This window comes from Pseudomonas sp. PDM02 (assembly GCF_014852285.1).
Taxonomy (GTDB): Bacteria; Pseudomonadota; Gammaproteobacteria; order Pseudomonadales; family Pseudomonadaceae; genus Aquipseudomonas; species Aquipseudomonas migulae.
Genome location: NZ_JACVBL010000019.1, coordinates 14,390 through 38,032, shown reverse-complemented (window position 1 = coordinate 38,032; position 23,643 = coordinate 14,390). Strand labels below are relative to the sequence as shown.

At 60.2% G+C, this 23,643-nt stretch carries 26 protein-coding genes; 10 read left to right on the top strand and 16 right to left on the bottom strand.

The annotated features are described in order from the left end of the window. Window positions 1-169: 169 nt before the first annotated feature. The 3 genes from IB245_RS26650 to IB245_RS26645 form a co-directional block, all read right to left on the bottom strand. The gene (locus tag IB245_RS26650) at window positions 170-364 is read right to left on the bottom strand and encodes a hypothetical protein (RefSeq protein WP_008044165.1); all 195 of its coding nucleotides are present in this window, start codon (window positions 362-364) and stop codon (window positions 170-172) included. A 19-nt stretch (window positions 365-383) separates the two neighbouring features. Continuing rightward, window positions 384-590, bottom strand: a complete 207-nt coding sequence (locus IB245_RS29150; protein ID WP_008033692.1) for a DUF6021 family protein — start codon at window positions 588-590, stop codon at window positions 384-386. A 96-nt stretch (window positions 591-686) separates the two neighbouring features. After that, entirely contained in the window at window positions 687-1,415 is a 729-nt protein-coding gene (locus IB245_RS26645; RefSeq protein WP_192229176.1) for a peptidase C39 family protein, read from the bottom strand. Window positions 1,416-1,582: 167 nt separating this feature from the next. On the opposite strand from IB245_RS26645, the gene IB245_RS26640 reads away from it, so the two are divergent. Continuing rightward, the gene (locus IB245_RS26640) at window positions 1,583-1,753 is read left to right on the top strand and encodes a hypothetical protein (protein ID WP_192229175.1); all 171 of its coding nucleotides are present in this window, start codon (window positions 1,583-1,585) and stop codon (window positions 1,751-1,753) included. Between the two features lie 81 nt (window positions 1,754-1,834). Here IB245_RS26640 and IB245_RS26635 read toward each other — a convergent pair whose 3' ends face one another. Together IB245_RS26635 and IB245_RS26630 are read right to left on the bottom strand one after the other, a co-directional pair. Then, window positions 1,835-2,584 (bottom strand): TerC family protein, encoded by a 750-nt coding sequence (locus tag IB245_RS26635; RefSeq protein ID WP_008044163.1) that lies wholly within the window; start codon window positions 2,582-2,584, stop codon window positions 1,835-1,837. A 29-nt stretch (window positions 2,585-2,613) separates the two neighbouring features. Continuing rightward, window positions 2,614-2,856 (bottom strand): hypothetical protein, encoded by a 243-nt coding sequence (locus IB245_RS26630; protein WP_008044162.1) that lies wholly within the window; start codon window positions 2,854-2,856, stop codon window positions 2,614-2,616. Between the two features lie 135 nt (window positions 2,857-2,991). Between IB245_RS26630 and nhaR the strand changes: the two genes are divergently transcribed. Next, the gene (gene nhaR, locus IB245_RS26625; protein ID WP_192229174.1) at window positions 2,992-3,891 is read left to right on the top strand and encodes a transcriptional activator NhaR; all 900 of its coding nucleotides are present in this window, start codon (window positions 2,992-2,994) and stop codon (window positions 3,889-3,891) included. 3 nt (window positions 3,892-3,894) lie between these two features. On the opposite strand, the gene IB245_RS26620 is transcribed toward nhaR, so the two are convergent. Then, window positions 3,895-5,049, bottom strand: coding sequence for an MFS transporter (locus IB245_RS26620; RefSeq protein ID WP_008033699.1), 1,155 nt, complete (start codon window positions 5,047-5,049; stop codon window positions 3,895-3,897). A 279-nt stretch (window positions 5,050-5,328) separates the two neighbouring features. Here IB245_RS26620 and sstT point away from each other — a divergent pair, with 279 nt between their 5' ends. Continuing rightward, on the top strand, window positions 5,329-6,561 hold the full coding sequence (sstT, locus tag IB245_RS26615) for a serine/threonine transporter SstT (protein ID WP_008033700.1): 1,233 nt from the start codon (window positions 5,329-5,331) through the stop codon (window positions 6,559-6,561). A gap of 998 nt (window positions 6,562-7,559) precedes the next feature. Here sstT and IB245_RS26610 read toward each other — a convergent pair. From IB245_RS26610 to IB245_RS26590, 5 genes are read right to left on the bottom strand one after another with little or no spacing between them, the layout of a single operon-like run. Continuing rightward, on the bottom strand, window positions 7,560-8,069 hold the full coding sequence (locus IB245_RS26610) for a DUF1993 family protein (RefSeq protein WP_008030762.1): 510 nt from the start codon (window positions 8,067-8,069) through the stop codon (window positions 7,560-7,562). A gap of 40 nt (window positions 8,070-8,109) precedes the next feature. After that, complete coding sequence (locus IB245_RS26605; RefSeq protein WP_192229173.1) at window positions 8,110-9,630, bottom strand: ArnT family glycosyltransferase; 1,521 nt, start codon at window positions 9,628-9,630, stop codon at window positions 8,110-8,112. Window positions 9,631-9,633: 3 nt separating this feature from the next. Beyond that, window positions 9,634-9,912, bottom strand: coding sequence for a lipid-A-disaccharide synthase N-terminal domain-containing protein (locus IB245_RS26600; RefSeq protein WP_008030764.1), 279 nt, complete (start codon window positions 9,910-9,912; stop codon window positions 9,634-9,636). Beyond that, complete coding sequence (locus IB245_RS26595) at window positions 9,909-10,649, bottom strand: glycosyltransferase family 2 protein (protein WP_008030766.1); 741 nt, start codon at window positions 10,647-10,649, stop codon at window positions 9,909-9,911. The genes IB245_RS26600 and IB245_RS26595 overlap by 4 nt, the downstream gene beginning before the upstream one ends. Before the next feature lie 45 nt (window positions 10,650-10,694). Next, on the bottom strand, window positions 10,695-11,672 hold the full coding sequence (locus tag IB245_RS26590) for an NAD-dependent epimerase (protein WP_192229172.1): 978 nt from the start codon (window positions 11,670-11,672) through the stop codon (window positions 10,695-10,697). 309 nt (window positions 11,673-11,981) lie between these two features. On the opposite strand from IB245_RS26590, the gene IB245_RS26585 reads away from it, so the two are divergent. Further along, window positions 11,982-12,629, top strand: a complete 648-nt coding sequence (locus tag IB245_RS26585; protein WP_008030770.1) for a YceH family protein — start codon at window positions 11,982-11,984, stop codon at window positions 12,627-12,629. Between the two features lie 130 nt (window positions 12,630-12,759). Here IB245_RS26585 and IB245_RS26580 read toward each other — a convergent pair whose 3' ends face one another. After that, window positions 12,760-13,278: a cupin domain-containing protein gene (locus tag IB245_RS26580; RefSeq protein ID WP_008042813.1), complete on the bottom strand. Its 519-nt coding sequence runs from the start codon at window positions 13,276-13,278 to the stop codon at window positions 12,760-12,762. Window positions 13,279-13,484: 206 nt separating this feature from the next. After that, window positions 13,485-14,303: a shikimate 5-dehydrogenase gene (locus tag IB245_RS26575; RefSeq protein ID WP_192229171.1), complete on the bottom strand. Its 819-nt coding sequence runs from the start codon at window positions 14,301-14,303 to the stop codon at window positions 13,485-13,487. A 245-nt stretch (window positions 14,304-14,548) separates the two neighbouring features. Here IB245_RS26575 and IB245_RS26570 point away from each other — a divergent pair, with 245 nt between their 5' ends. The 3 genes from IB245_RS26570 to IB245_RS26560 all read left to right on the top strand — a co-directional run bounded on the left by IB245_RS26570 (window position 14,549) and on the right by IB245_RS26560 (window position 16,613). Beyond that, the gene (locus tag IB245_RS26570) at window positions 14,549-14,914 is read left to right on the top strand and encodes a hypothetical protein (RefSeq protein ID WP_008042817.1); all 366 of its coding nucleotides are present in this window, start codon (window positions 14,549-14,551) and stop codon (window positions 14,912-14,914) included. A 1,209-nt stretch (window positions 14,915-16,123) separates the two neighbouring features. Further along, window positions 16,124-16,318, top strand: coding sequence for a hypothetical protein (locus tag IB245_RS26565; protein WP_192229170.1), 195 nt, complete (start codon window positions 16,124-16,126; stop codon window positions 16,316-16,318). Between the two features lie 112 nt (window positions 16,319-16,430). Then, entirely contained in the window at window positions 16,431-16,613 is a 183-nt protein-coding gene (locus IB245_RS26560; protein ID WP_008033676.1) for a hypothetical protein, read from the top strand. Here IB245_RS26560 and IB245_RS26555 read toward each other — a convergent pair. Next, complete coding sequence (locus tag IB245_RS26555; RefSeq protein WP_192229169.1) at window positions 16,610-17,671, bottom strand: AI-2E family transporter; 1,062 nt, start codon at window positions 17,669-17,671, stop codon at window positions 16,610-16,612. The two genes, IB245_RS26560 and IB245_RS26555, sit on opposite strands and share 4 nt — an antisense overlap. Window positions 17,672-17,845: 174 nt before the next feature. Here IB245_RS26555 and yegQ point away from each other — a divergent pair, with 174 nt between their 5' ends. Beyond that, window positions 17,846-19,171: a tRNA 5-hydroxyuridine modification protein YegQ gene (yegQ, locus tag IB245_RS26550; protein WP_008033673.1), complete on the top strand. Its 1,326-nt coding sequence runs from the start codon at window positions 17,846-17,848 to the stop codon at window positions 19,169-19,171. A 153-nt stretch (window positions 19,172-19,324) separates the two neighbouring features. On the opposite strand, the gene IB245_RS26545 is transcribed toward yegQ, so the two are convergent. Continuing rightward, window positions 19,325-20,188 (bottom strand): LysR substrate-binding domain-containing protein, encoded by an 864-nt coding sequence (locus IB245_RS26545; protein ID WP_008033671.1) that lies wholly within the window; start codon window positions 20,186-20,188, stop codon window positions 19,325-19,327. A 96-nt stretch (window positions 20,189-20,284) separates the two neighbouring features. On the opposite strand from IB245_RS26545, the gene IB245_RS26540 reads away from it, so the two are divergent. Continuing rightward, complete coding sequence (locus IB245_RS26540) at window positions 20,285-21,193, top strand: DMT family transporter (RefSeq protein WP_192229168.1); 909 nt, start codon at window positions 20,285-20,287, stop codon at window positions 21,191-21,193. 100 nt (window positions 21,194-21,293) lie between these two features. Here IB245_RS26540 and IB245_RS26535 read toward each other — a convergent pair whose 3' ends face one another. Continuing rightward, window positions 21,294-22,010: a FadR/GntR family transcriptional regulator gene (locus IB245_RS26535; protein ID WP_008033665.1), complete on the bottom strand. Its 717-nt coding sequence runs from the start codon at window positions 22,008-22,010 to the stop codon at window positions 21,294-21,296. Between the two features lie 281 nt (window positions 22,011-22,291). Between IB245_RS26535 and IB245_RS26530 the strand changes: the two genes are divergently transcribed. Then, the gene (locus IB245_RS26530) at window positions 22,292-23,638 is read left to right on the top strand and encodes an MFS transporter (RefSeq protein WP_192229167.1); all 1,347 of its coding nucleotides are present in this window, start codon (window positions 22,292-22,294) and stop codon (window positions 23,636-23,638) included. Window positions 23,639-23,643 lie beyond the last annotated feature (5 nt).

Genomic DNA, 23,643 nt, shown 5'->3' with positions numbered 1-23,643 from the left:
GACCGGAGCGAGGGCATGCCGAGCCTTAGCGAGGCACCGAACGAAAGGGGCAAAAGCGCTTGGTTACTTGGCGCTTCTCCAAGTGACTCGCCGTAAGGGCGAAACCAATAGCCGCCGTTACCGCAATAACGGATATACCCCCAATCCACTGAACGCCAAACCGAAAACCTCAATCATTCGGCAACGGCATCTGATCATCATCCGGAATACCATCCCCCGCACTCGGATCCCTTGGCCTCACCACCGGCCTGACCAATGGATCACGCATCGGACTGCCCGGATCCATCACCGGATCAATATCATCCTCCACAGTGGTTGGAACACTGTCCGGACGCTTGTCGTCAAAACTCGAATCAGTAGACATACGCACCTCACACAAAACGTCAGGGTTTCAAATTCGCGAGCGGGTCGTAAGGTTTGGCGGGAGCCTTGCCCGCCTCGCCCGGTTTTACATCCCTTGGCGCCCTGGCAGGTCCGATGGGGTCGACCTGAGGGTCGGCAAGGTCCGGTGAATCCGGATCGAAACCCAACTCATTGCCTGATGAATGCTCGGACGAGTGCGGGCCGGAGGGTGAAGTGGGATGTGTCATGGACGCCTCCTTGGAACGGACCCGGAAACATCCGGGCCCTTATCCTTTAGAGGCCAATCGCAAGTGGCAGTGCCGGGCAGATGACGAACGGGAAGCTTACTGCGAAGTCAGCGCCTTCTTCGCACGGGCAGCGGCCTGCTCCTGGCCGGCCTGAGCCAGGTCGCTCGCCGCTTTCAACCAACGCGACTGATCAACGTTGGCCGGAATCTGCTCCGGTTTCTGGATCAGCACCGCCCAGCCACCCGCATCCTTGAACGACGACTCAAACGAGCTGAAGCTCATCAACTCCCGACGATTCATTCCCGAGCGCAGCAACACAGTCCGCTTCTGACGGTTGTACCCGGCAAGAATGGCGTAACGCGGTTCAGCCCAGAACGCCGAGCCTTCAGTGAAGCGCACCATCACCGGGTAACCCGCCGCAACCTGGGTCAGCAGCGCAGGCAAATGGCTGTCGAGTGGGTAAACGACCATCCCGTACTCGCGGGCGAGGTTCTGCATGTTCTGCTGCAATTGCGCTTCGGCGCCCGGCAGGTGCAAAGGTTTTTCGAGCAACCCCGGAGTAATCACGATGCCCTGCTGGGCCAACAGACTGGCCAGCACCTGGGGCCCGCTTTGAAAGCTTTGCCCACGGTAGAACGTCCCGCTGAGTTCCACGCGTTCCGGCAGACGCTTGACCTCCGGCGCCACACTGCCCGCGCAGCCAGCCAGACCTGTAACACAGCCAGCAATCAGGGCTGCCGTTCGAATTCGCGAAAATACCCGCACCATCATCACTCTCTTGTTCAGACGCCAGGTGTCCGTGCTCCCGGCTTGGCCGTTGATCATAGGACGCCGCGCGACAGCGGTATAGCCTTAACCGGCAGTTGATTGCGTTCGATAGAGCGAACTGATTGGTCGGCACCGACCTTTGGTCAATAGCCTGCAACATGGCAGCGACTAGACTGTCACTTGCAAAGCGTGTGTGCCCGAAGCAGGGCGAAGAGGAGGCACTGATGAGCCTGACAATGACCATAGTGATGTTGATTTTCAGTTGGCTGGCTGTTGCCGCCGCCATGTTGTGGGGAGTCCTGCGAATTGCCCGCCGACACCATCACCACCCCGCCCAGCCGGCTCGGGTAACGAAAACCGAAAAACCAGGTGCACGTCACGCCACCGCGCACTGACGGGCACTTTTTACTACCCCGAATACAAACAGCCGCCTGGACTCTTGCGAGTGCAGGCGGCCGTTTTCGTTTCAGCCCAGGTTACGCTTCAGCGGCAATTCGCTTCTGCTTGGCCCGTCGCGACATCATGTTCAAGCCTTCAATCGTTGCCGAGAACGCCATGGCTGCGTAGACGTAGCCTTTCGGTACGTGGGCGCCGAAGCCTTCGGCGATCAGCGTCATGCCGATCATGATCAGGAAGCCCAGCGCCAGCATCACCACCGTCGGGTTGTCGTTGATGAACTTGGCCAATGGGTCAGCCGCCAACAACATCACCAGCACCGACACCACCACCGCGATGATCATGATCGGCAAATGCTCGGTCATGCCGACAGCGGTAATGATGCTGTCGATGGAGAACACCATGTCCAGCATCAGGATCTGACCGATCGCGGCGGCAAAGCCCAGGGTCACGGTCGAGGTCGCCGACTTCGGATCTTCCGGCGCCGGGTCCATGCTGTGATGGATCTCGGTGGTCGCCTTCCACAACAGGAACAGGCCGCCGGCGATCAGGATCATGTCCTTCCAGGAGAACGCGTGGCCGAGGATCTCGATCACCGGCTCAGTCAACTGGACGATGAACGCGATGGTGCTCAGCAGTGCCAGTCGCAGGATCAGCGCCATGCCGATACCGATGCGCCGCGCCTTCTGCCGATGCTGTTCCGGCAGTTTGTTGGTCAGGATCGAGATGAAGATCAGGTTATCGATGCCAAGCACGATTTCCATCACCACCAGCGTGGCCAGGGCGACCCAGGCGGTGGGGCTTGCAGCAAGTTCTAAAAGGTATTCCATGGGTCAGTCCTGACTCGTTTTAAGACGGTTTAGATTTCCTGGGACGACGATTCGGTTTTCTCTTTGTCGTCGCCCGATGATTCTTTCTTGCTGATCAACCCGCTGGTGGCATCGCTGAGCGCTTGCTCGGCGGCTTTGTGGGTGTCGTCAATCGCTTGCTTGGCGGATTCGGCAGCCTTGCCCATCAGTTGCTGAGCGCTTTTTTCGGCCTGGTCGCAACCGGCCAGCACCAGTAAAGACGCAATCAACAGTGCCGTGGTTTTAAGCTTCATGATGCTTTCCTCGATAGAACAAAACGGGCCGAAACGATGGCCCGTTGATAGCGAGGCATTCTAGGGAGGCAAACACTTCAGGAAAATTCGTATTTTTAGCGGTTATACTTCGGTTTTCACGAACTGTAGGTCGCCATGCTCAACTATCGACAACTGCATTACTTCTGGGTCGTGGCCAAGACCGGCAGCATCGTGCGCGCCTGCGAACAGCTGAACCTGACGCCGCAAACCATCAGCGGGCAGATTTCCTTGCTCGAACAAACGTATGGCATCGAGTTGTTTCGTCGGGTTGGCCGACAGCTGGAACTCACCGAAGCCGGCCGCCAGACCCTGCCCTACGCCGAGCAGATGTTTCAGCTCGGCGGTGAATTGGAGCTGATGCTGCGGGCGCAACCCAATGAGCAACAGATTCTGTTTCGGGTTGGCGTGGCTGATGTGGTGCCCAAATCCATCGTCTACCGCCTGATCGCGCCGACCATGGAGCTGAGCGAACCGCTGCGCATTACCTGTCGCGAAGACAAACTCGAACGCTTGCTCGCCGACCTGGCGATTCAGCGCCTCGATCTGGTGATTTCCGACAGCCCGATGCCATCGCACCTGGACATCAAGGGCTACAGCCAGAAACTCGGGGAATGCGGGATCAGCTTCTTCGCCACCGCCGAACTGGCGGCGCAGTACGGCCAGGATTTCCCGCGCAGCCTGCACGGCGCACCGCTACTGATTCCGGGGCCGGAAACCGTGGTGCGCAGTCGCTTGCAACGCTGGTTTGCCGAGCAGCAGATTCAGCCGCGCATCGTCGGTGAGTTCGACGACAGCGCGTTGATGCAGGCCTTCGGTCAGTCTGGCAGCGGGATTTTCATTGGCCCGAGCGTGATTGCCGATGAAGTGAAGCGTCAGTGCGGCGTGGAATTGATTGGCCAGACCGACGCCGTGACCGAGTCGTTCTACGCCATTTCGGTGGAGCGCAAGGTCAAGCACCCCGGCATCGTTGCGATTACCGAAGGTGCCCGACGCGAGCTGTTCACCGCGATGTGAGGGTCAGGCGCAGACTTCGCGGGGCTTGAAGGTCATCAGCGCCATGGCCAACAGGATCGAGATCAGAATAAAACCGGCCGCCGCAAAGCCCAGCCCACCCAGGCCAACGCTGTCGATCACCCGGCCACCGACCATCGCGCCCAGACCGATACCGAGGTTGGCGCCGGCAATGTTCAGCGACGCGGCAAAGGCCGGCGCTTCGGGCGCGGCTTTCATCAAACGCACATGGCTGACCAGGAACAACGCCGCTTGTGTCACGCCCCAAATGCCCATTGCCGCCGCCAGCCCCAGCGGCGAATGGATATTCGGCACCAGCGTCACCATGCCGGCGATCATGAACGCGCAGAACGTCACGGAAGCAATCAGCGGATGACGATCCACCGCGCGACCGCCCAACGAGTTGCCGATCAGGCCCACCGCGCCGAAGCCCATCAGGCACCAACCCACCACGGTGCCGTTGAAACCGGCCAGCCGCTCAAGAATGTCCGCCAGATAGGTGTAAGCGGTAAACATGCCGCTGAACACCAGGATCGACAGCAACACATGCCCGATCATCAACGGGCTGCGCAGGATCTTGAACTGTGAACGGAAGCTCACCTGGTGTTGATGCAGGCTGGTTTTCGGCAAGTAGATAAACAGCAGCAACGCCTTGGCAAACGCGATCACCGCCAGAATGCCGAAGGCACTGCGCCAGCCGAACGCATCGGAAATCAACGTACCCACCGGAATCCCGAACACGGTCGCGCAAACGATGCCGAAACCGATCTTGGCAATGGCGCGTCCGGCGTAATCCGGCCCAACGATGTCCACCGCCGTTTCACTGGCCAGGGCCCAGAACACCGGCAGCCCGAGCGCGGGGATCAACCGCGCAACGGCCATCACCCAGATGTTCGGCGCAAACGCCGCGAGGGTGTTGGCCAGGCCGAACATGATCAACACCGAGATGAACAGCTTGCGCCGTTCGAACCGGGCGAAGTACGCGGTCAGGAACGGCCCGAACGCGGCGACAGTGAAGGCGAACAACGTCACCAGCAAACCGGCCTGAGGGATGGTCACTTCAAGATCCCGGGCGATTGCCGGCAACAGGCCGACGATGATGAATTCCGTGGTCAGCACCGTGAAACCGGCGGCGGACAACAGAAGGATGGGCAACAGCATGCAGAACTCCAGAAAACGACAACACCAGCGATAGCCCGAAGGCTCACTGGCAGACATGAAAATGAGGATGCGCAATCTTAACAGAGTGTTTCCAAAGGCGGTTGCACGAACCTGCACATCGCGTTTAACAGGCGGGCGGCAGATCGTCACAGGTCTGAGGGATGCGGACGACGCTGTGATAAAGTCCGCGCCCTGCGATTCGTACACCCTGTTCATCCGCCCTTTAATGGCCGCGATGTCGCGACACCCCGCACCTAATAAAATCAGAGATGCCGTTTTATGACCGCTTCATCCCCTTCGCTATTGCAACGCTTGAAACGCTTGAGCCTAGTTACGCAAATCATCATCGGCCTGCTCGCCGGGATTGCCCTGGCGCTGGTTGCGCCGGACGTGGCGAAGTCCACCGCGTTCATTGGCAAAGTGTTCGTCTCGGCGCTGAAAGCCGTCGCGCCGATTCTGGTGTTCGTGCTGGTCATGGCGTCGATCGCCAACCACAAGCACGGCCAGGAAACCCACATTCGCCCAATTCTGTTTCTGTACTTGCTGGGCACGTTTGCGGCGGCCGTGGTCGCGGTCGTGGCCAGCATGATGTTCCCGTCGAGCCTGGTGCTGTCCACCCACGACGTCGCGGTGACGGCGCCGGGCGGTATCGGCGAAGTGCTGCAAAGTCTGCTGCTGAGCGTGGTGGATAACCCGGTCAGCGCGCTGATGAATGCCAATTTCATCGGCATTCTGGCGTGGGCCATCGGCATGGGCGTCGCCATTCGCCATGCCGGTGACACCACGCGTGAAGTGCTCGGCGACTTGTCCAACGGCGTGACCCTGATCGTGCGCCTGGTGATCCGTTTTGCGCCGCTGGGGATTTTCGGCCTGGTGGCGTCGACCCTCGCCACTTCCGGTTTCGGTGCCTTGATCGGCTACGCGCATCTGCTGGCGGTGTTGCTGGGTTGCATGCTGTTTGTGGCGCTGGTGATGAACCCGGTGATCGTGTTCTGGAAGCTGCGTCGCAACCCGTATCCGCTGGTGATCATGTGCTTGCGTGAAAGTGGCATCACGGCGTTTTTCACCCGCAGTTCGGCGGCGAATATTCCGGTCAATCTGGAACTGAGCAAGCGCCTGGGTCTGCATGAGGACACTTATTCGGTTTCGATTCCGCTGGGTGCGACGATCAACATGGCGGGGGCTGCGATCACCATTACTGTGCTGACCCTGGCGGCTGTGCATACGCTGGGTATTGCCGTGGATATTCCGACTGCCATCTTGCTGAGTGTCGTTGCGGCGATTTGTGCCTGTGGCGCTTCGGGTGTGGCGGGCGGTTCGTTGTTGCTGATTCCACTGGCGTGCAGTCTGTTCGGCATTCCGAGCGAGATCGCGATGCAGGTGGTGGCGGTTGGTTTCATTATTGGTGTGTTGCAGGATTCGGCGGAGACTGCGCTGAATTCTTCGACTGATGTGCTGTTTACGGCGGCGGCTTGTTTGGGTGAGGACGAGAAGGCTCAGCGTTTGGCGTGACGCGTGGTTTGGTTTGGTTTGGGGCATATCCGTTGCTGCGGTAACGGCCTCTATTGGTTTCGCCCTTACGGCGAGTCACTTGGAAAAGCCCCAAGTAACCAAGGGCTCTTGCCCCTTTCGTTCGGTGCCTCGCCTAGGCTCGGCATGCCCTCGCTCCGGTCCTGCTCCGTGGGCCCGCCGCCATCGGCCATCCATGGCCGGGGGCGGCTAACCCGGCATCCATGCCGGGTTGCCCACTACGCAGAACCTCCACTCGGCCTCTCGAGGGGGCGCTCAGATCAAAAGCGGAAGGCGAGCTAACGCTCGGCCTGATGAGTGGTGGAAATCAAAAGCGCACATCGCCCCCTGTAGGAGCCGGCTTGCCGGCGAAAAACATCGGGGCAACGCGTTCATTCAGACAGCCCGCGTTATCGTTGACGTCCATCGCTGGCAAGCCAGCTCCTACAATTTCAAACCGTGTGAACCCAATCCCGTGTAGGAGCCGGCTTGCTGGCGATAGCGGTGGGTCAGTCAACGCATTTATTGAATGAACGGACGCCATCGCCAGCAAGCCGGCTCCTACAGGGGATCGGTGTACATATCCGGAATGAGGGAACACGCGCACCAAAGAGCCAGGTCGGCTTTCAGGCCGCCTCGGCGGCTGTGGCGGTGGTCGCCCCCTCGAGAGGCCGAGTGGAGGTCCTGCGCAGTGGGCAACCCGGCATGGATGCCGGGTTAGCCGCCCCCGGCCATGGATGGCCGATGGCGGCGGGCCCACGGAGCAGGACCGGAGCGAGGGCATGCCGAGCCTTAGCGAGGCACCGAACGAAAGGGGCAAAAGCCCTTTGGTTACTTTGGGGCTTTTCCAAAGTGACTCGCCGTAAGGGCGAAACCAATAGCCGCCGCAACCGAAAAAACGGATATGTCCCCAGACAAAAAACCATAACCCCACTCCCCCAAGAACAATAAAAAGCCCGCCAAGGCGCAAACCTTGGCGGGCTTTTTTGTACCCGGGCGGTTTAGAACGCGCCCATGTAATCGCGCTTGCCCACTTCCACACCGTTATGACGCAGCAACGCGTAAGCGGTAGTGACGTGGAAGAAGAACTGCGGCAGACCGTAGCTCAGCAAGTAAGCCTGGCCACTGAAGCGCTTCTCTTTCGGCGTGCCCTGACGGGTGATGATCTCGATGCCTTCCTTGCCATTGATCTGCTCAGGCTTGATCTCGCCGATGTAGGCCAGAACCTTGGTCAGCAACGCTTGCAGCTCCGCGAAGGTGGTTTCAGTGTCGTCGTACTTCGGCACTTCGATCTCGGCCAGACGCGAAGAAACACCCTTGGCGAAATCAACGGCGATCTGCACCTGACGCACCAGCGGGAACATGTCCGGGTACAGACGGGCTTGCAGGAAAGCGTTCGGATCAATGTTCTTGGCGGTGGCGTGGGCTTCAGCCTTGTTCAGAACGTCGCTCAGGGCGTTGAGCATTTGTTTGAAAACCGGAACGGAAGCGTCGTACAGGGAAATGGTCATGGCAGTCTCGTGTGGTGACAGGAGTAAAACGTGGGGTCGATTATAGCGATGCACGGTCCCAGGTGAAGCGATAGATATGGGCCGGCGGACCAGGATGGCAATTGCCGTTGTCGGCGTCGGCACCGACGATCGACCATTGCGCCCGGGAGGTCTCGCCCAACTCGCGGGCAGCCTGCGGATTGAAGCACTGACCGAGCTGTTCATCCGGCACCAACGCGTACGCCTGCGGATGTTCACGCAACCACTGCGCCGCCTGCTCGACCGTTGAACCGATCATGCCGAAATGCACGATCGGCTGCCTTGCGAACAACCAATGGCCCTCGCGCCAGTGGACCAACACCAGGTCTGCGCCCCGAGTCATGGTCGCCGCCTGCACCATCAACGCCTCGTGGGGATTGGCGCCGTCCTTGACCGGCTCGATGAACCCTCGGGCGAACCACAGCGTGAACCAGACCACCGCCACCCCCTGAAAAATCCGCCACCCCAGTTGGCGTTGACGGAACCAGCGCCTGAACATCCACGGCATCAGCGGCGCGGCAACCAACACCAATCCCGGCAGCGCCGGATAAATGTACAACTTGCGCTTGCCGCTGCTCAGGCAGAAAAACAGCACCACCAGCACCACCCACCCCAGCAGCACCAACACGCGACCATCATGCTTGCGTAATTGCCGGCGCCAGGCGGGGATCAGCCACGGCAGCGCGAGCACCAGCGGCAACCAATATTGCGGAATGACGCTGACGAAGAAGTACCAGAACGGCTCCCGGTGATCCCAGGCGGCCGCATAACGCCCCGCCGTCTGGCGCAGCAGGATTTCCCGCACGTAGGCAATTTCCTCAGCACCGCCATTGAGCACGATCGACAGCGCCAAGGGCAGCAGCCAGATGCCCACGGCACCGAGCAGCACCACAACACCCAGGCACCATTTGCGCGCTTCGCCCGGCATCGCCACCACGCCGGACCAACCTTTGCGCACCGCGTAGGCATACGGGATCAGCATCAACGCCGGCACAAAGCCGACCCCTTTGGTGATCACGCCGATCCCCATCGCCGCACAGCCCACGTAAAACCAGCGCCAGGCCGGCCCCAGCAGCAGGTGTCGGGCCAGACCGTACAGGCCCAGCGAGGTGAACAGAATCAGAAAACTGTCGATCTGGCCGGTGCGCAAAATGCTGTAGGTCTGATAAGTCGCCAGGTACAGCAGCGCGGCCGTCCGACCGGCTCGTTGGTTCCAAAGCCTGCGACCCAAGTCGTAGAGCATCGCCGTGACCGAGGTGGCAGACAGCAGCCCCGGCACGTAAAGGGCAATGGCGGGCATCCCGGTGATCCAGGTGAAAAACGCCACGGTCCACATGAATATCGGTGGTTTATCGCCGTAAATCTCGGCGGCGCGATGGGGAATCAACCACGACCCGTTGTGCAGCATTTCCAGCGCCACGCCGAGGAACCGCTCCTCGTCCACATTCTGCGGCTGACGCAACCCTAGCCCCGCGCCGACCAGCAACAGAGCAAGCAGCATCAGCCCCAGGCATTCGACGCCGGGTGAAAGGGTTCGGCGCATGGGTCAGTCCTTCAAGGTTTTGCTGCGGGCAATCAATTGCAGGTTGCGCAAATAGACGATGGAACCGAACGCCTGGCCGATGATGAACACCGGGTCCTGTCGATAGATGGCGTACGCGAACAACAGCGCGCTGCCGATAATGCTCAGGTACCAGAAGCTCACCGGTATCACGCTGCGTTTTTTGTATTCGCTGTACAGCCACTGCAGGACAAAGCGCCCGGTGAAGGCGATCTGGCCGCTGAAACCGACCACCAGCCACAGGGTTTCGCGGGACAGATTCATCCTTCGATCTCCTGCGGCCGGGTGTTCAGGCGTGTGCGCCGGATCAGCCACCAGACGCCGATCAGGTCGAGAATCCCCACCAGCGCGCGGTCGATGTTGCCGTATTTGGAGACGCCGGCCGTGCGCGGTCGATGATTGACCGGGTGGGTGAGCATGCGGCCGTTGTGGCGCTGGATCAGCGCGGGGATGAAGCGGTGCATATGGTCGAAGTACGGCAAACGCAGGAACGCCGCACGCTGGATCAGTTTCAACCCGCAGCCGGTGTCCGGCGTCTGATCCTTGAGCATGCGTCGGCGCAACCCGTTGGCAAACCGCGAAGCCCAGCGTTTGCTGGCGGTGTCGCGACGGTTGACCCGGTGCCCGGCGACCAATTGCAGGTCGGCGGCTGCCGGCTCACGACGCACCAGCGCCAGCATGCCGGGGATGTCCGCAGGGTCGTTTTGCCCGTCACCATCGAGGGTTGCCAGCCATTGGCCACGGGCGGCGAGCGCGGCGTGATAGAGCGACGTGCTCTGCCCCAGCGAACGTTCATGTTGCAGGATGCGCAGCGTGTTCAGCCCGTTATGCCGGGTCTGTCGCAACGCCTGCAACGTGGTGTCAGTGCTGCCATCGTCGACGACGATGACTTCATACGCTTCATCCGCCAGCGCGACGCGGATTTCTTCCAGCAGCGCGGTGAGATTGCTCGCTTCGTTCTTTGCCGGAATCAGCACGGATACAAATAAGTCCTGGCTCATGGAGGCCCCTGTTTTCCTGAATTTTTATGTTCGAAGATCAACGCTTCAGCGCTGATAAAAGTGGCGATACCACTTCACGAATTGCCCGACGCCGGCCTCGACCGTCACGTGCGGACGAAAATCGACCCACTGCGCCAATGCCGACACATCCGCCCAGGTCCTGTGCACATCGCCCGCCTGCATCGGCATCAAGTTGCGCCGGGCAGGCCGGCCCAGCGCCGCCTCCAGGCATTCGACGAAATCCAGCAGCGCCACCGGCGTGCCGCGCCCGATGTTGAAAATCCGGTTGACGCCCTCCCCGGCGTTCTCCGGCAACGGCGGACGTGGACGCAGGCGGACGATGCTTTCGACGATGTCGTCGATGTAGGTGAAATCCCGCGACATCAAGCCCTGGTTGTAGAGGTCGATGGGGCGATCGTTGAGGATCGCCTCGGTGAACTTGAACAGCGCCATGTCAGGGCGGCCCCAAGGTCCGTACACGGTAAAAAACCGCAGGCCGCTGGCCCGGAGCCCGTAGAGATGGCAGTAGCTGTGGGCCATCAGCTCATTGGCGCGCTTGCTTGCCGCGTACAGCGAAACCGGGTGATCGACGGCGTCTTCGACGCTGAATGGCAACTTGCTGTTGGTGCCGTACACCGAACTGCTCGAGGCATAAATCAGATGGTCCGGGCGATGGTGTCGGCAGGCCTCCAGCACATTCAAAAACCCTGTCAGGTTCGACTGCGCGTACACGTCCGGGTTGTCCAGCGAGTAGCGAACACCCGCCTGGGCCGCCAGATGGATGACATCTGTGAAGCGGTGTTCCTTGAACAACGCCATCAAGGCAGGTTTGTCGACGATATCCAGCGTCTGGAAACGAAAGCCCGACAAGGCTCGCAGCTCCTTGAGCCGAGCGTGTTTGAGCGCCACGCTGTAGTAGTCGTTGAGGTTATCAATGCCGACCACTTCAAGGCCTTGCTCACACAGGCGCTTGACCGTGTGAAAACCGATGAAACCCGCGGCGCCGGTGACCAGTACAGTCATGGCAGGTGCGCGCCAATCAGCGCATTATTGCCAGTCGATTCCAACGTCAGCGTCATGCCTTGCTCCCGGTTGCAGTCAGTAAGGCCAGTGACGTCGTCGATACGCTCTGACGCCGCGCCCCTCAGGCGCGACCGTCATCGCGCGGCCATGCATACGGTGCCCGTCGAATTGTAAAAATCGCGTTATGGATTGATGTAGCTTTTATGACCATTGCCGGGGGACGCGACGAATTCAGTTGCCATTGGCGCCCGCCCATCTAAAGTGCATGCCAGCTGAAGAAGAATATGAATCAGGTAAGGACGCAGCATCATGAGCATTGAGCAAGAAACAACCTTCGACGAGCCACGGCTCAACAGCACGGAAATCCGCATTCTGGGTTCGCTGATCGAGAAACAGGCCACCAGCCCGGAAACCTATCCGCTGACCCTCAATGCCCTGGTGATTGCCTGCAACCAGAAAACCAGCCGTGAACCGGTGATGAACCTCACCCAGGGCCAGGTCGGCCAGAGCCTGCGCGCCCTCGAAGGTCGCGGCTTCGCCAAACTGGTGATGGGCAGTCGTGCCGACCGCTGGGAGCACAAGGTCGACAAGGCACTGGAACTGGTGCCGGCACAGGTGATTCTGACGGGACTGCTGTTTCTGCGTGGTCCGCAGACGGTCAACGAACTGCTGACCCGCAGCGGCCGCATGCATGAGTTCGAAGATGCCGAACAGGTTGTGCATCAGCTTGAACGGTTGATTGCGCGCGGTCTGGCGCTGCTGATTCCGCGCCAGGCGGGGCAGCGTGAAGACCGCTACATGCATGCGCTGGGTGATCCGGCGGACATCGAAGCGATCCTCGCGGCACGGCAGAATCCGGTGGAGCGTGGTGGTGGCAGCGGCGTGTCGGTAGAACGCATCGAAGAGCTTGAAGCGCGGATTGCTGCGCTGGAAGAGCGCCTGGCACGCCTCGAGTAACCGCCACGATCTCCCGTAGGAGCGAGGCTTGCCCGCGAAGGCGATTCAACGGCCAACATAATCGTCGAATCGGAAATCGCTTTCGCGAGCAAGTCGGATCGCCGCATCGCTCGCTCCCACAAAGGAAGTGCTACTCGCCGTCCCAGTAATCCACGCCGTCAGCCTGTCTGGCGATGGCAACGAAGCCCGAGGCATTGCCTTCGGCATCGACCTTGAAGTCGTCCATCACCGCGTACTTGCCGGAGTCCGGGTATTCGCAGATTTCCGGCGATTGCTGGGTGCTGACCGCCAAATAGCGCAGTTCAGCCTTGCTGGTGTTGATGATCTGGTGCGCCGCTTCCGGACCGCCCGGCGGGCAGGCGATCACGTCACCGGCGCGGATCGGAAAACGCTCGGCACCGAGCCGAATCTCCCCTTCCCCCGCGACGACGTAGAACATCTCCTCGTTGACCCGATGACTGTGAAACGGGCTGCCGCGCATGCCCGGTTCCAGCACGTACAAGCGATAACCGAGCTTTTGCGCACCCAGTTGCTGACCGACGCGAGCCATCCGCTGTTGATAACGGCCGGCGGTTTCACCGGTGGGCGCGAGGGCTTCGGGCAGCGGTTCGAGTTCGACCTGATGCAGGTTAAGGATGGGGGGATGCATGGGAAACCTCGGGCACGGTTTATGGGGTGGCAAGTCATTGCTTGATCGCGGGCAGTATAGTTATTCGTTGGCTGTGCCGGCCCTTTCGCGAGCAAGCCCGCTCCCACAGGGATCGGTATCGAACACGAGCTTTGTGATCGACGCAAAATCCTGTGGGAGCGGGCTTGCCCGCGAAAGGGCCAGCACAAGCACCGCACAATGCAACCTCAACTGCGGGCGAATTCCACCGCCTTCTGAAACTGCTCCTGCGTCGGACGCACGCCGGTGTACAACACGAACTGCTCCAGCGCCTGGATCGCGATCACTTCCAGTCCGGTGATCACCCGCTTGCCTTCGGCACGTCCCTGCACGATCAGCGGTGTTTCCGAGGGGATCGCCACCACATCGAAGACAGTCTCCGCTGCTGCGATCGTTTGCGCATCGAACGCCAGGTGATCGGCCTCAGGCCCGCCGGTCATGCCGATCGGTGTCACGTTGATCAACATTTGCGGGCGCTGGCTGCCCAGTTCGGCTTGCCATTCATAGCCCAGCGATTCAGCCAGGGCACGTCCGGCGTGCTCGTTGCGCGCCACAATCAGGCCGTTCTGGTAGCCACCATCGCGCAATGCACTGGCCACAGCCTTGGCCATGCCGCCGCTGCCGCGCAGGGCAAAAGTCGACGCCTTGGGCACCTGGTGGGTTTCCAGCAACTGAGCGATGGCGATGTAATCGGTGTTGTAAGCCTTGAGGTGGCCGTCGGTATTGACGATGGTGTTGATCGATTGAATCGCGGCAGCCGACGCGTCCAGTTCATCGACCAGCGCAATGCTGGCTTCCTTGAACGGCATCGACACGCCGCAGCCGCGAATCCCCAGGGCGCGGATGCCTGCGACGGCACCGGTCAGATCCTGGCTGCGGAACGCCTTGTAGTAGAAATTCAGGCCAAGTTGCTCGTACAGATGATTGTGAAATCGCAGGCCAAAGTTCCCGGGGCGGCCCGACAGGGACATGCACAGCTGGGTGTCTTTGTTGGGGTTCATCTGCATGAAAAATCTCCTTCAATTGCACTTTCAGATGGACGGGATTAGCCATGCCATCGCGTTCTGATCGATCATATCCGCGTACCTGCTCGTGGCAGCGAAGTTGGTAAGGAAGCCGGTACAGACCTTACACAAAATTTACCCAACGGCTGTGCTGATTTTCAGAAATACGCTGTCTTAGAAGTATCCCCGCGACAATCCTTGGGTCTATTGCAGACGCAAGCGCCGGGTCGATGAACCGAGGAACTATCATGATCCGTAAAATCCCCACAGTTGCCTTGCTGATCGGTGCTCTTGCTATCGCAGGGCAGGCAGAAGCGCATGGCGGTGGCGGGTGGCAAGGTCCAGCGGTATTTGGTGCGATCGTTGGCTCGGCCATCGTCGGTTCGGCCATCATCAATAGCGGCCGGCCGGTTTATGTGCAGCAACCGGTTTACGTGCAGCCACAGCCGGTTTACGTACAGCAGCCGCCACCGGTTTATTACCAGCCGGCACCGGTTTATGTGCAACAACCGGGTTATTACGGCCCGCCGCCGGTCTACTACGGTCCTCCCCGTGGTTATTACGGCCCGCCGCGCGGGTATTATGGGCCTGCGCATGGTTATGGCCGCTGGTAACAGGCTCGGGCGCTAACCGCAGGTTTTGACTGCGTGTATATCCATTATTTGGGTGATGGCTGATATTGGTTTCGCCCTTACGGCGAGTCACTTTCGAAAAGCGCGAAAGTAACCAAAGCGCTCTTGCCCCTTTCGTTCGGTGCCTCGCTGTGGCTCGGCATGCCCTCGCTCCGGTCCTGCTCCGTGGGCCCGCCGCCATCGGCCATCCATGGCCGGGGGCGGCTACCGCGGCATCCTTGCCGCGGTGCCCACTGCGCAGAACCTCCACTCGGCCTCTCGAGGGGGCGTGTACCTCAAGATCAAAAGCTGAAGGCGAGCTAACGCTCGGCCTGATGAGTGGTGGAAATCAAAAGCTAACGCGATTCTCTGTAGGAGCGAGGCTTGCCCGCGAAAAACGGCCGGACAACGCGTTCACTCAGACAGCCCGCGTTATCGTTGACGTCCATCGCCAGCAGGCTGGCTCCTACAAGGGAAATGCATATGTATTTGGATAAATACGATCAACTGTAGGAGCCGGCTTGCTGGCGATAGCGGTGAATCAGTCAACGTATGTATTGGCTGGACGGACGCCATCGCCAGCAAGCCGGCTCCTACAGGGGAATGTGCAAACATCCAACACTGGTGCGGTCACCACAGTGCAGGAGTGTGTACACGACCAAAGAGCCAGGTCGGCTTTCAGGCCGCCTCGGCTGCTGTGGCGGTAGTCGCCCCCTCGAGAGGCCGAGTGGAGGTTCTGCGCAGTGGGCAACCCGGCATGGATGCCGGGTTAGCCGCCCCCGGCCAGGGATGGCCGATGGCGGCGGGCCCACGGAGCAGGACCGGAGCGAGGGTATGCCGAGCATTAGCGAGGCACCGAACGAAAGGGGCAAGAGCCCTTTGGTTACTTTGGGGCTTTTCCAAAGTGACTCGCCGTAAGGGCGAAACCAATAGCCGCCGTTACCGCAGAAACGGATATGCCCCCCACCCAATCCCAAAAACCCCCTCAACATCACACTCGAACAGCAGTTTTAAGGCCCCACCCGTCGGCAAAAGTCTGGATAAATCGCATCAAGGTCGCTATCGGGACAGTGCTGACCGTTTAAGTTGGCAAGATTGACTCACCCACCCTCACCCCCACCTTGGGGGAACACGGTCATATTTATGTCATGTCAGGTCCGCAAGCTCGGACCTGTCCGCCAACAACAGGTTGATAACAACAAGGACGACCACATGCCCACACAAAATCCGCACCGCAACCTCGGTTTGTGCACCTCCAGCAAGGTCTACAACGCCCTGACCGAACTCAAGCACCTGGAAGGTCATCGCTGCGCCAAGTTTCTTTCGCTGCTGGCCGAAAACCTTGTGCGAAAAGGCCTGCTCAACGAACAGGAAGTGGTCCATATGCTGGACCTGGTGGTCGACTGACCGACAGACGGTCGTTTGCACCCGCTGCCGTCAATGTCGACTATCGAAAGCGATGATTGTTCGTTCGCGCAGCAGACCCGTAAGGTAGCTCCATAGATTGATGGAGGTACTTATGTCCCAGGTTCAAATCATGTCCGTTATTGGCAGCGCCGTTCCCGCCTCGCTCAGAGAGCTAGGATTGCTCGCCTGTTGGTATCTGGTCCAGGACGGTGAACAAATCAGCGGTCCACTCCCATCGCTGACCGCCGCCAAGGCACTGTCACAGAGCTTCGACGCCGGCCGACTCAGCGCTTAAGGCAACTGCACCCGCGGTTTGGTTTCCATGAAAATCGCCCAGCTCGACATAAACAGCGCGGCGATCAACGGTCCGATGACAAAGCCATTGAGCCCGAAAATCGCCAGGCCGCCGAGGGTCGAGATGAGGATCAGATAGTCCGGCATCTTCGTGTCCTTGCCCACCAGGATCGGGCGCAGCACGTTGTCCACCAGGCCAATCACGAACACCCCGAACAGCCCCAGCACCACGCCCTGCCAGATCGCCCCGCTGAACAGGAAAAACGCGGCCACCGGCGCCCAGACAATCCCTGCGCCAACCGCCGGCAACAGCGACAGAAACGCCATCAACACCGCCCAGAGCAACGAGCTCGGGATGTCCAGAAACCAGAAAATAAAACCGCCCAATGCGCCTTGAGTGATCGCCACAAAAAGGTTGCCCTTCACCGTGGCACGCACCACGCGGTTGAACTTGAGCTGCAAACGGCGTTTCTGGTGTTCTTCCAGCGGCACGGCGGCGCGCACTTTGCGCGCCAGTTCTGCACCGTCGCGCAAAAAGAAGAACAACAGGTACAGCATGATGAAAAACCCCACCACGAAATCAAACGTACCCTGACCGAAACTGAAGGCTTTGTTGGCGATGAACTCATTGCCCGTCACCGCACTCTTGATGATTTTCTCCCGCAGCCCCTCCAGCTCACCGATCCCGGCGCGATCGAGCAAGTGCTGGAAGTACGGAGGCAGGCTGTGTTTGAAATGCGTGATGTACCCCGCGATGTCCAGCTCGCCGCTTTCGATGCTCTTGTAAAGCGCCGCCCCTTCCTGGACCAGCAGAATACTGAGGATGATCACCGGCAGGATCGCAATGACCATGCAGATGCTCAACGTCAGCATTGACGTCAGGTTGCGCTCCCAGCCGAACTTCAGTTGCAGTCGCCGCTGCAACGGCGCGAAGAGAATGCCGAGGATCACCGCCCAGAACACCGCGCCGTAGAACGGCAGCAAAATCCAGATAAACGCGGCGGTCACCACCCCCAGCAAAATCACCAGTGATTTGTCTTGTACCTTCTCTTCGTTCATGTCCGATCCATGTCAGTCCGCAGGGCACAGGCCCTTGTAGCAAGAGCCGTCCTGATGCTTAGTCCGCCACGGTTCGCGCGAGTGCCATCCGTTTGTTCATCAAGCATAGATCCAGATCAATGAATGCCGCGGGCATGCCGATTATCCTCGCCGGCTTTTGCGATCGACCCGCCCATGACCCTTTTCACACCTGAGCTGCTCGCCCCCGCCGGCACCCTGAAAAACATGCGTTATGCCTTCGCCTATGGCGCCGACGCGGTGTACGCCGGCCAGCCTCGCTACAGCCTGCGGGTGCGCAACAACGAGTTCGATCACGCCAACTTGGCGCTTGGCATTCGCGAGGCCCAGGCCCAGGGCAAGCGCTTTTACGTGGTGGTGAACATCGCCCCGCACAACGCCAAACTCAAAACCTTCCTCAAGGACCTGGAGCCGGTGATTGCCATGGCACCGGACGCGCTGATCATGTCCGACCCGGGCCTGATCATGCTGGTGCGTCGGCACTTCCCGCAGATGCCGATCCACCTGTCGGTGCAAGCCAACACGGTCAACTGGGCGAGTGTCGAGTTCTGGCAACAACAAGGCTTGAGCCGGATCATCCTGTCGCGGGAACTGTCCCTGGAAGAAATCGCCGAAATCCGCCAGCAAGTGCCCGCCATGGAGCTGGAAGTGTTCGTCCACGGCGCGTTGTGCATGGCCTATTCCGGCCGCTGCCTGCTGTCGGGCTACATGAACAAACGCGATGCCAATCAGGGCAGTTGCACCAATGCCTGTCGCTGGAAGTACTCGGCGCAAGAAGCCACGGAAAATCTGCTCGGCGACATCGTGCAGACCTTCCAGCCCGAACCGACGCTAGGAATTGGCGCGCCCACCGATCAGGTATTCCTGTTGCAGGAAGCCAACCGCCCCGACGAACTGATGCCGGCCTTCGAAGACGAACACGGCACCTACATCATGAACGCCAAGGACCTGCGCGCCGTGCAGCACGTCGAGCGCCTGACGCAGATGGGGGTGCATTCGCTGAAAATCGAAGGGCGGACCAAATCTCACTTTTACTGCGCGCGCACCACTCAGGTTTACCGTCGGGCGATCGACGATGCGGTGGCCGGTCGCGACTTCGACCGGGGCCTGATGACCGATCTGGAATCCCTCGCCCAGCGCGGTTACACCGAAGGTTTTCTGCGTCGTCACGTGCATGACGAATATCAGAATTATCAAAACGGCAGCTCAGTGTCGGAGCGACAGCAATTTGTCGGCGAATTGACCGGCGAGCGGCGTGACCGGCTGGCGGAAGTCAAAGTGAAGAACCGCTTTGGCCTGGGCGATCACATGGAACTGATGACGCCCAAGGGCAACTTCCACTTCGATTTGCATCAGTTGCAGAACGTCAAAGGCCAACCCATCGATGTGGCGCCGGGGGATGGGCACACCGTGTACCTGCCGATTCCGGATGCGGTGGATTTGCGCTTCGGGTTGTTGATGCGGGATGTGCGCGAGATGTGATCTTCCAACCAATCCGCGAATCACCGCTATCTCGGGAAACGCCGCGCCCTCTGTAGGAGCCGGCTTGCTGGCGATCCAGGCGACGCGGTCTGTCAAATGAACGCGTCGCACGCATCGCCAGCAAGCCGGCTCCTACAGGGGGGCGCGGTGTTCTTACGTGAACTCCTCGCGCAACATCGCCACAAACGCTTCTCGCGCCGGGTGAACCCCGGCGTTTTCATGCCAGTAAAACAGGTTGTCGATGGCGGTCAGTTCAGGGAACTCATACCCCGCGCACCCCGCGCCTTTGGCGTACTGATCGAACACCCCTTTGGGCACCAGCGCGACCCCCGCCCCCGCACTGACGCACCCGACAATCGCGCCGTAACTCGCCAGGCTGACAATCGGCAGCGCCTGCCCCTGGCGCAACAACCAATGTTCCAGCGCCGCACGGTAAGGACACCCCTGGGGCCACATGAACACGGTCTTGTCCTGCAAATCGGCGATCTCGCGCACCGGCCCCAGCGACGTCGAGGCAATCAGCAGCAGCTCCTCGCGGTACATCGGCGTGCGCTTGAGTTGTGAGCGCTCGACATCCACCGCGACGATTGCGCCGTCGAGCCGGTGGTTGGCGGTGTCATCGAGCAATTGGCCCCAGGTGCCGGTGGTCAGCTCCAGCGCCACCGCCGGATAGCGCTTGTGGAACTTGGCGAGCAAACGCGGCAAGCGACCGGTGGCCGACGATTCGATGGCGCCGATGCGCAACGGGCCGGACGGCTCGGCGGCGGGGTCGACCGCCCGCTTGGCCTCAGCCGTCATGGCGAGAATCTTCGAGGCGTAGGCCAGAAAAGTCTGCCCCGACGGACTGATGCGCAACCCTCTGCCTTCGCGGATAAACAACGCGACGCCCAACTCCGCTTCCAGCGACTTGATCCGTGCCGTGATGTTCGACGGCACGCAATGCAACAGCTCGGCCGCCCGGGCGATGCTGCCGACGTCGGCCACGGTTTTGAACATGCGAATCTGTGCCAGCTCCATACATCACCCAAAGTGAATGGTCAGCGCAGTATAAGTCAGTTGTGGCGAACGGTCTGCGTTCTGATACTCGAAGCATCTGCCCACAGGTGCCCGACCATGCAAGCGCTCTCAACCGCCACCCCTCCCCTAAAAATCATCCTGGCCATGGCCTTCGTCGTCGCGTGCTGGGGCTATTCCCCGACCGGTATTCACATCGGCTTGCAAGCCTATGATCCCGGGCATCTGGCATTGCTGCGGTTTCTGCTGGCGTCGGTGTTCATGGCGCTGGTCGCGGTGTTCAAAGGCATCAGCCTGCCGACCCTTCGCGATTTGCCAATGCTGTTCGGCCTCGGCTTTTTTGCGGTGAGCCTGCATCACGTGGCGATCAATTTTGGTCAGCAAGGGGTCAGCGCCGGTGCGTCCAGCGTGCTCGCGCAATCGACGCCCTTGTTCAGCACGCTGCTGGCGCGCTTCGTGTTCAAAGACCAGGTGAGCGCGTGGCGCTGGGGCTGTGTTTTTCTGGGTTTGATCGGTGTGGTGATTGTGGTCGCGGGCGATCGTGGACTGGGCAGCATCGACGCCCATGGCCTGTTGATTCTGCTGGCGGCGGTGTCCTGGAGTTTCTACTTCGCGTTGCAGAAACATCACTCCGGGCGTTACGACGGGCTGACACTGGTCTGCTACACGGTGTGGTCGGGGACCGCGTTGTTACTGGTTTATCTGCCGGGGTTGGCGGCGCAAGCGGTCAACGCGCCGATGCAGGTGCAACTGGCAGTGCTGGCGCTGGGCATTTTTCCGAGCGCGCTCGCCTACCTGGCCTGGGCATTTGTGTTGACTCACGTTGATTTGAGCCGGGCGACGATGACGCTGTATCTGGTGCCGCCGACGGCCATGGCGATTGCCTCGTTTGGCTTGGGGGAACGGCCGACGGTGATGATCGTTGTCGGGGGGACGGTGGTGTTGGTCAGTGTGTTGGCGTTGAATCTGGAGCGGCGGTTTGTGGCGATTCGGGTGGCGGGTGTTTGATGGGTGTTTTGTGGTGATGGGGCTGGCGCCTTCGCCGGCAAGCCGGCTCCTACAGGGGATCGCGGTTCGGCTCTGCGCCAGCCGGATCCCGCGAAGGCGGTTAATCGCGATCCGCCAGAAACCGGTCCCGGCTGTTGGTCAGGTGCAGCCACATTGCCGCCCGCGCCGCGTCCGCATCCTGACGCTTGATCGCGTTGAGAATCGCCTCGTGTTCCAGATTGGCCAACTGCCCCAGCTTGCTCAAATCCGCCGCGCCACGTTCAGCCGCATTGACGCGGGTGCGGGGGATCATCGCGCTGCCCAGGTGCTGCATGATTTCCGTGAAGCAGACGTTGCCGGTGGCCTCGGCGATCAGCAGATGGAAACGCCTGTCGGCTTCGACGCAGCTGTCGTTGTTGGCGAGCAGGCTTTGATAATCGTCCAGCGCTTCGCGCATCTGTGCCAATTGCGGGTCCGTGCGCCGAATCGCCGCCAGCGCAGCGGCCTGGGTTTCGAGGCCCAGGCGCAATTCAAGAATGCTGCGCACGCCCAGCGCGGTATCGACATTCAGTCGTAGCCCCTGCTCCGGTGCGCGCTCGATAACAAACGTGCCGATGCCGTGCCGGGTTTCCACCAGCCCCGACGCCTGCAACTTCGAGATCGCCTCGCGCACCACGGTGCGACTGACCCCGTGCTCCTGAACGATGCTGTTCTCCGACGGCAGCTTGTCCCCCGGCAGCATCTGGCCGAGCAGGATGCTCTGGGTCAGTTTCGCGACCAGGTCATGGGCCAGGTTGTGAGTGCGCTTGCGGGCAGGCGCGTCGAGGTCATCTTGCATGGCAATCATCCGAAAGCAGGGCTAAGCGGATCGTAGCACTGCGGTCGAACGGTTTCTCAAGAAAACCGCCTCCAACTTGTATGACAACACTCAACAAAATAGACATCCAAGACAAAAACAAAGCATACAAGCGCCCCTAAACCGAATAAAAAATGACCTTAACCATACTATTTTGTTGAGCATTACCTCTTGCAGGATAAAAAAATGTAGTTGTATGATGTCTAGCAACAACGCCACACCTGCAACACCCCGCATAAAAATAATCAGTGGGAGAAAACCAAGTGAATACATCCGTATCCGGGATGCACGACGGTGCCGATTCGGTCCTGAAGTCCGCCATCTCGAAAGTGAAACGCCACGTTCTGCCGCTGTTCGTCATCATGTTCATCGTCAACTACATCGACCGCGTGAACATCGGCTTCGTCCGAGCCCACATGGAACATGACCTGGGCATTGGCGCTGCCGCCTACGGCCTCGGTGCCGGCCTGTTCTTCATCGGCTACGCGCTGTTCGAAGTCCCCTCCAACATCCTCCTGCAAAAAGTCGGCGCACGAATCTGGCTGACCCGCATCATGCTGACCTGGGGCCTGGTGGCCGCCTGCATGGCGTTCATCCAGAACGAAACCCACTTCTACATCCTGCGATTCCTGCTGGGCGTGGCTGAGGCCGGCTTCTTCCCCGGGGTGATTTATTACTTCACGCGCTGGCTGCCCGGAGTAGAACGCGGCAAGGCCATCGCGATCTTCCTCAGCGGCTCGGCCATTGCCTCGCTGATCTCCGGCCCGTTGTCCGGCCTGCTCCTGCAAATCAGCGGGTTCGGCATGCACGGCTGGCAATGGATGTATTTCATTGAAGGCATGTTCTCCGTCGGGCTGTGCGTATTCGTCTGGTTCTGGCTCGACTCCAAACCCCACGACGCCAAATGGCTGAGCCGCGATGAGCAAGACGCGCTGGTCAAAGCCATCGATGACGAGCAACTGGCCCGCGAAGCCGCGACGCCGATCAAACCGTCGCTGGGCACGCTGCTCAAGGATCGCCAGATCATCCTGTTCTGCCTGATCTACTTCTTCATCCAGCTGACCATTTATGCCGCGACCTTCTGGCTGCCGAGCATCATCAAGAAGATGGGCGACCTCAGCGACGTTCAGGTCGGGCTGTTCAACTCGATCCCGTGGTTGCTGTCGATTGTCGGCATGTACGCCTTCGCATCGCTCTCGACGAAATGGAAACACCAGCAAGCCTGGGTCGCCGCTGCCCTGCTGATCGCTGCGGCGGGGATGTTCATGTCCACCACCGGCGGGCCGGTCTTCGCTTTCGTGGCGATCTGCTTCGCGGCACTGGGGTTCAAATCGGCTTCTTCACTGTTCTGGCCAATTCCCCAGGCGTACCTGGATGCACGGATCGCCGCGGGTGTGATCGCGCTGATCAACTCGGTGGGCAACCTCGGCGGCTTCGTCGCGCCGACCACTTTCGGCCTGCTGGAACAACACACCGGCTCGATTCAAGGCGGGCTGTACGGCCTCGCCGCGACCTCGATCATCGCCGCGATCATCGTCTTCGCTGCACGCAACACACCGAAAACCGCACCGGCCGTTGCGCTGGGCAAACCAACGCCCAACCACGCCTGATCGCT

Coding starts and splice junctions, on each gene's coding strand:
- IB245_RS26600 (WP_008030764.1), bottom strand. CDS start 9,912: ATGAATCTGTCCCGCGAAACCCTGTGGCTGGTGGTCGGTTTCAGCGGC.
- IB245_RS26650 (WP_008044165.1), bottom strand. CDS start 364: ATGTCTACTGATTCGAGTTTTGACGACAAGCGTCCGGACAGTGTTCCA.
- IB245_RS26545 (WP_008033671.1), bottom strand. CDS start 20,188: ATGGAGCTGGCACAGATTCGCATGTTCAAAACCGTGGCCGACGTCGGC.
- IB245_RS26540 (WP_192229168.1), top strand. CDS start 20,285: ATGCAAGCGCTCTCAACCGCCACCCCTCCCCTAAAAATCATCCTGGCC.
- yegQ (WP_008033673.1), top strand. CDS start 17,846: ATGACCCTTTTCACACCTGAGCTGCTCGCCCCCGCCGGCACCCTGAAA.
- IB245_RS26605 (WP_192229173.1), bottom strand. CDS start 9,630: ATGCGCCGAACCCTTTCACCCGGCGTCGAATGCCTGGGGCTGATGCTG.
- IB245_RS26645 (WP_192229176.1), bottom strand. CDS start 1,415: ATGATCAACGGCCAAGCCGGGAGCACGGACACCTGGCGTCTGAACAAG.
- IB245_RS26555 (WP_192229169.1), bottom strand. CDS start 17,671: ATGAACGAAGAGAAGGTACAAGACAAATCACTGGTGATTTTGCTGGGG.
- IB245_RS29150 (WP_008033692.1), bottom strand. CDS start 590: ATGACACATCCCACTTCACCCTCCGGCCCGCACTCGTCCGAGCATTCA.
- nhaR (WP_192229174.1), top strand. CDS start 2,992: ATGCTCAACTATCGACAACTGCATTACTTCTGGGTCGTGGCCAAGACC.
- IB245_RS26635 (WP_008044163.1), bottom strand. CDS start 2,584: ATGGAATACCTTTTAGAACTTGCTGCAAGCCCCACCGCCTGGGTCGCC.
- IB245_RS26630 (WP_008044162.1), bottom strand. CDS start 2,856: ATGAAGCTTAAAACCACGGCACTGTTGATTGCGTCTTTACTGGTGCTG.
- IB245_RS26580 (WP_008042813.1), bottom strand. CDS start 13,278: ATGCATCCCCCCATCCTTAACCTGCATCAGGTCGAACTCGAACCGCTG.
- IB245_RS26640 (WP_192229175.1), top strand. CDS start 1,583: ATGAGCCTGACAATGACCATAGTGATGTTGATTTTCAGTTGGCTGGCT.
- IB245_RS26595 (WP_008030766.1), bottom strand. CDS start 10,649: ATGAGCCAGGACTTATTTGTATCCGTGCTGATTCCGGCAAAGAACGAA.
- IB245_RS26610 (WP_008030762.1), bottom strand. CDS start 8,069: ATGACCATTTCCCTGTACGACGCTTCCGTTCCGGTTTTCAAACAAATG.
- sstT (WP_008033700.1), top strand. CDS start 5,329: ATGACCGCTTCATCCCCTTCGCTATTGCAACGCTTGAAACGCTTGAGC.
- IB245_RS26620 (WP_008033699.1), bottom strand. CDS start 5,049: ATGCTGTTGCCCATCCTTCTGTTGTCCGCCGCCGGTTTCACGGTGCTG.
- IB245_RS26590 (WP_192229172.1), bottom strand. CDS start 11,672: ATGACTGTACTGGTCACCGGCGCCGCGGGTTTCATCGGTTTTCACACG.
- IB245_RS26535 (WP_008033665.1), bottom strand. CDS start 22,010: ATGCAAGATGACCTCGACGCGCCTGCCCGCAAGCGCACTCACAACCTG.
- IB245_RS26575 (WP_192229171.1), bottom strand. CDS start 14,303: ATGCAGATGAACCCCAACAAAGACACCCAGCTGTGCATGTCCCTGTCG.
- IB245_RS26560 (WP_008033676.1), top strand. CDS start 16,431: ATGTCCCAGGTTCAAATCATGTCCGTTATTGGCAGCGCCGTTCCCGCC.
- IB245_RS26565 (WP_192229170.1), top strand. CDS start 16,124: ATGCCCACACAAAATCCGCACCGCAACCTCGGTTTGTGCACCTCCAGC.
- IB245_RS26585 (WP_008030770.1), top strand. CDS start 11,982: ATGAGCATTGAGCAAGAAACAACCTTCGACGAGCCACGGCTCAACAGC.
- IB245_RS26570 (WP_008042817.1), top strand. CDS start 14,549: ATGATCCGTAAAATCCCCACAGTTGCCTTGCTGATCGGTGCTCTTGCT.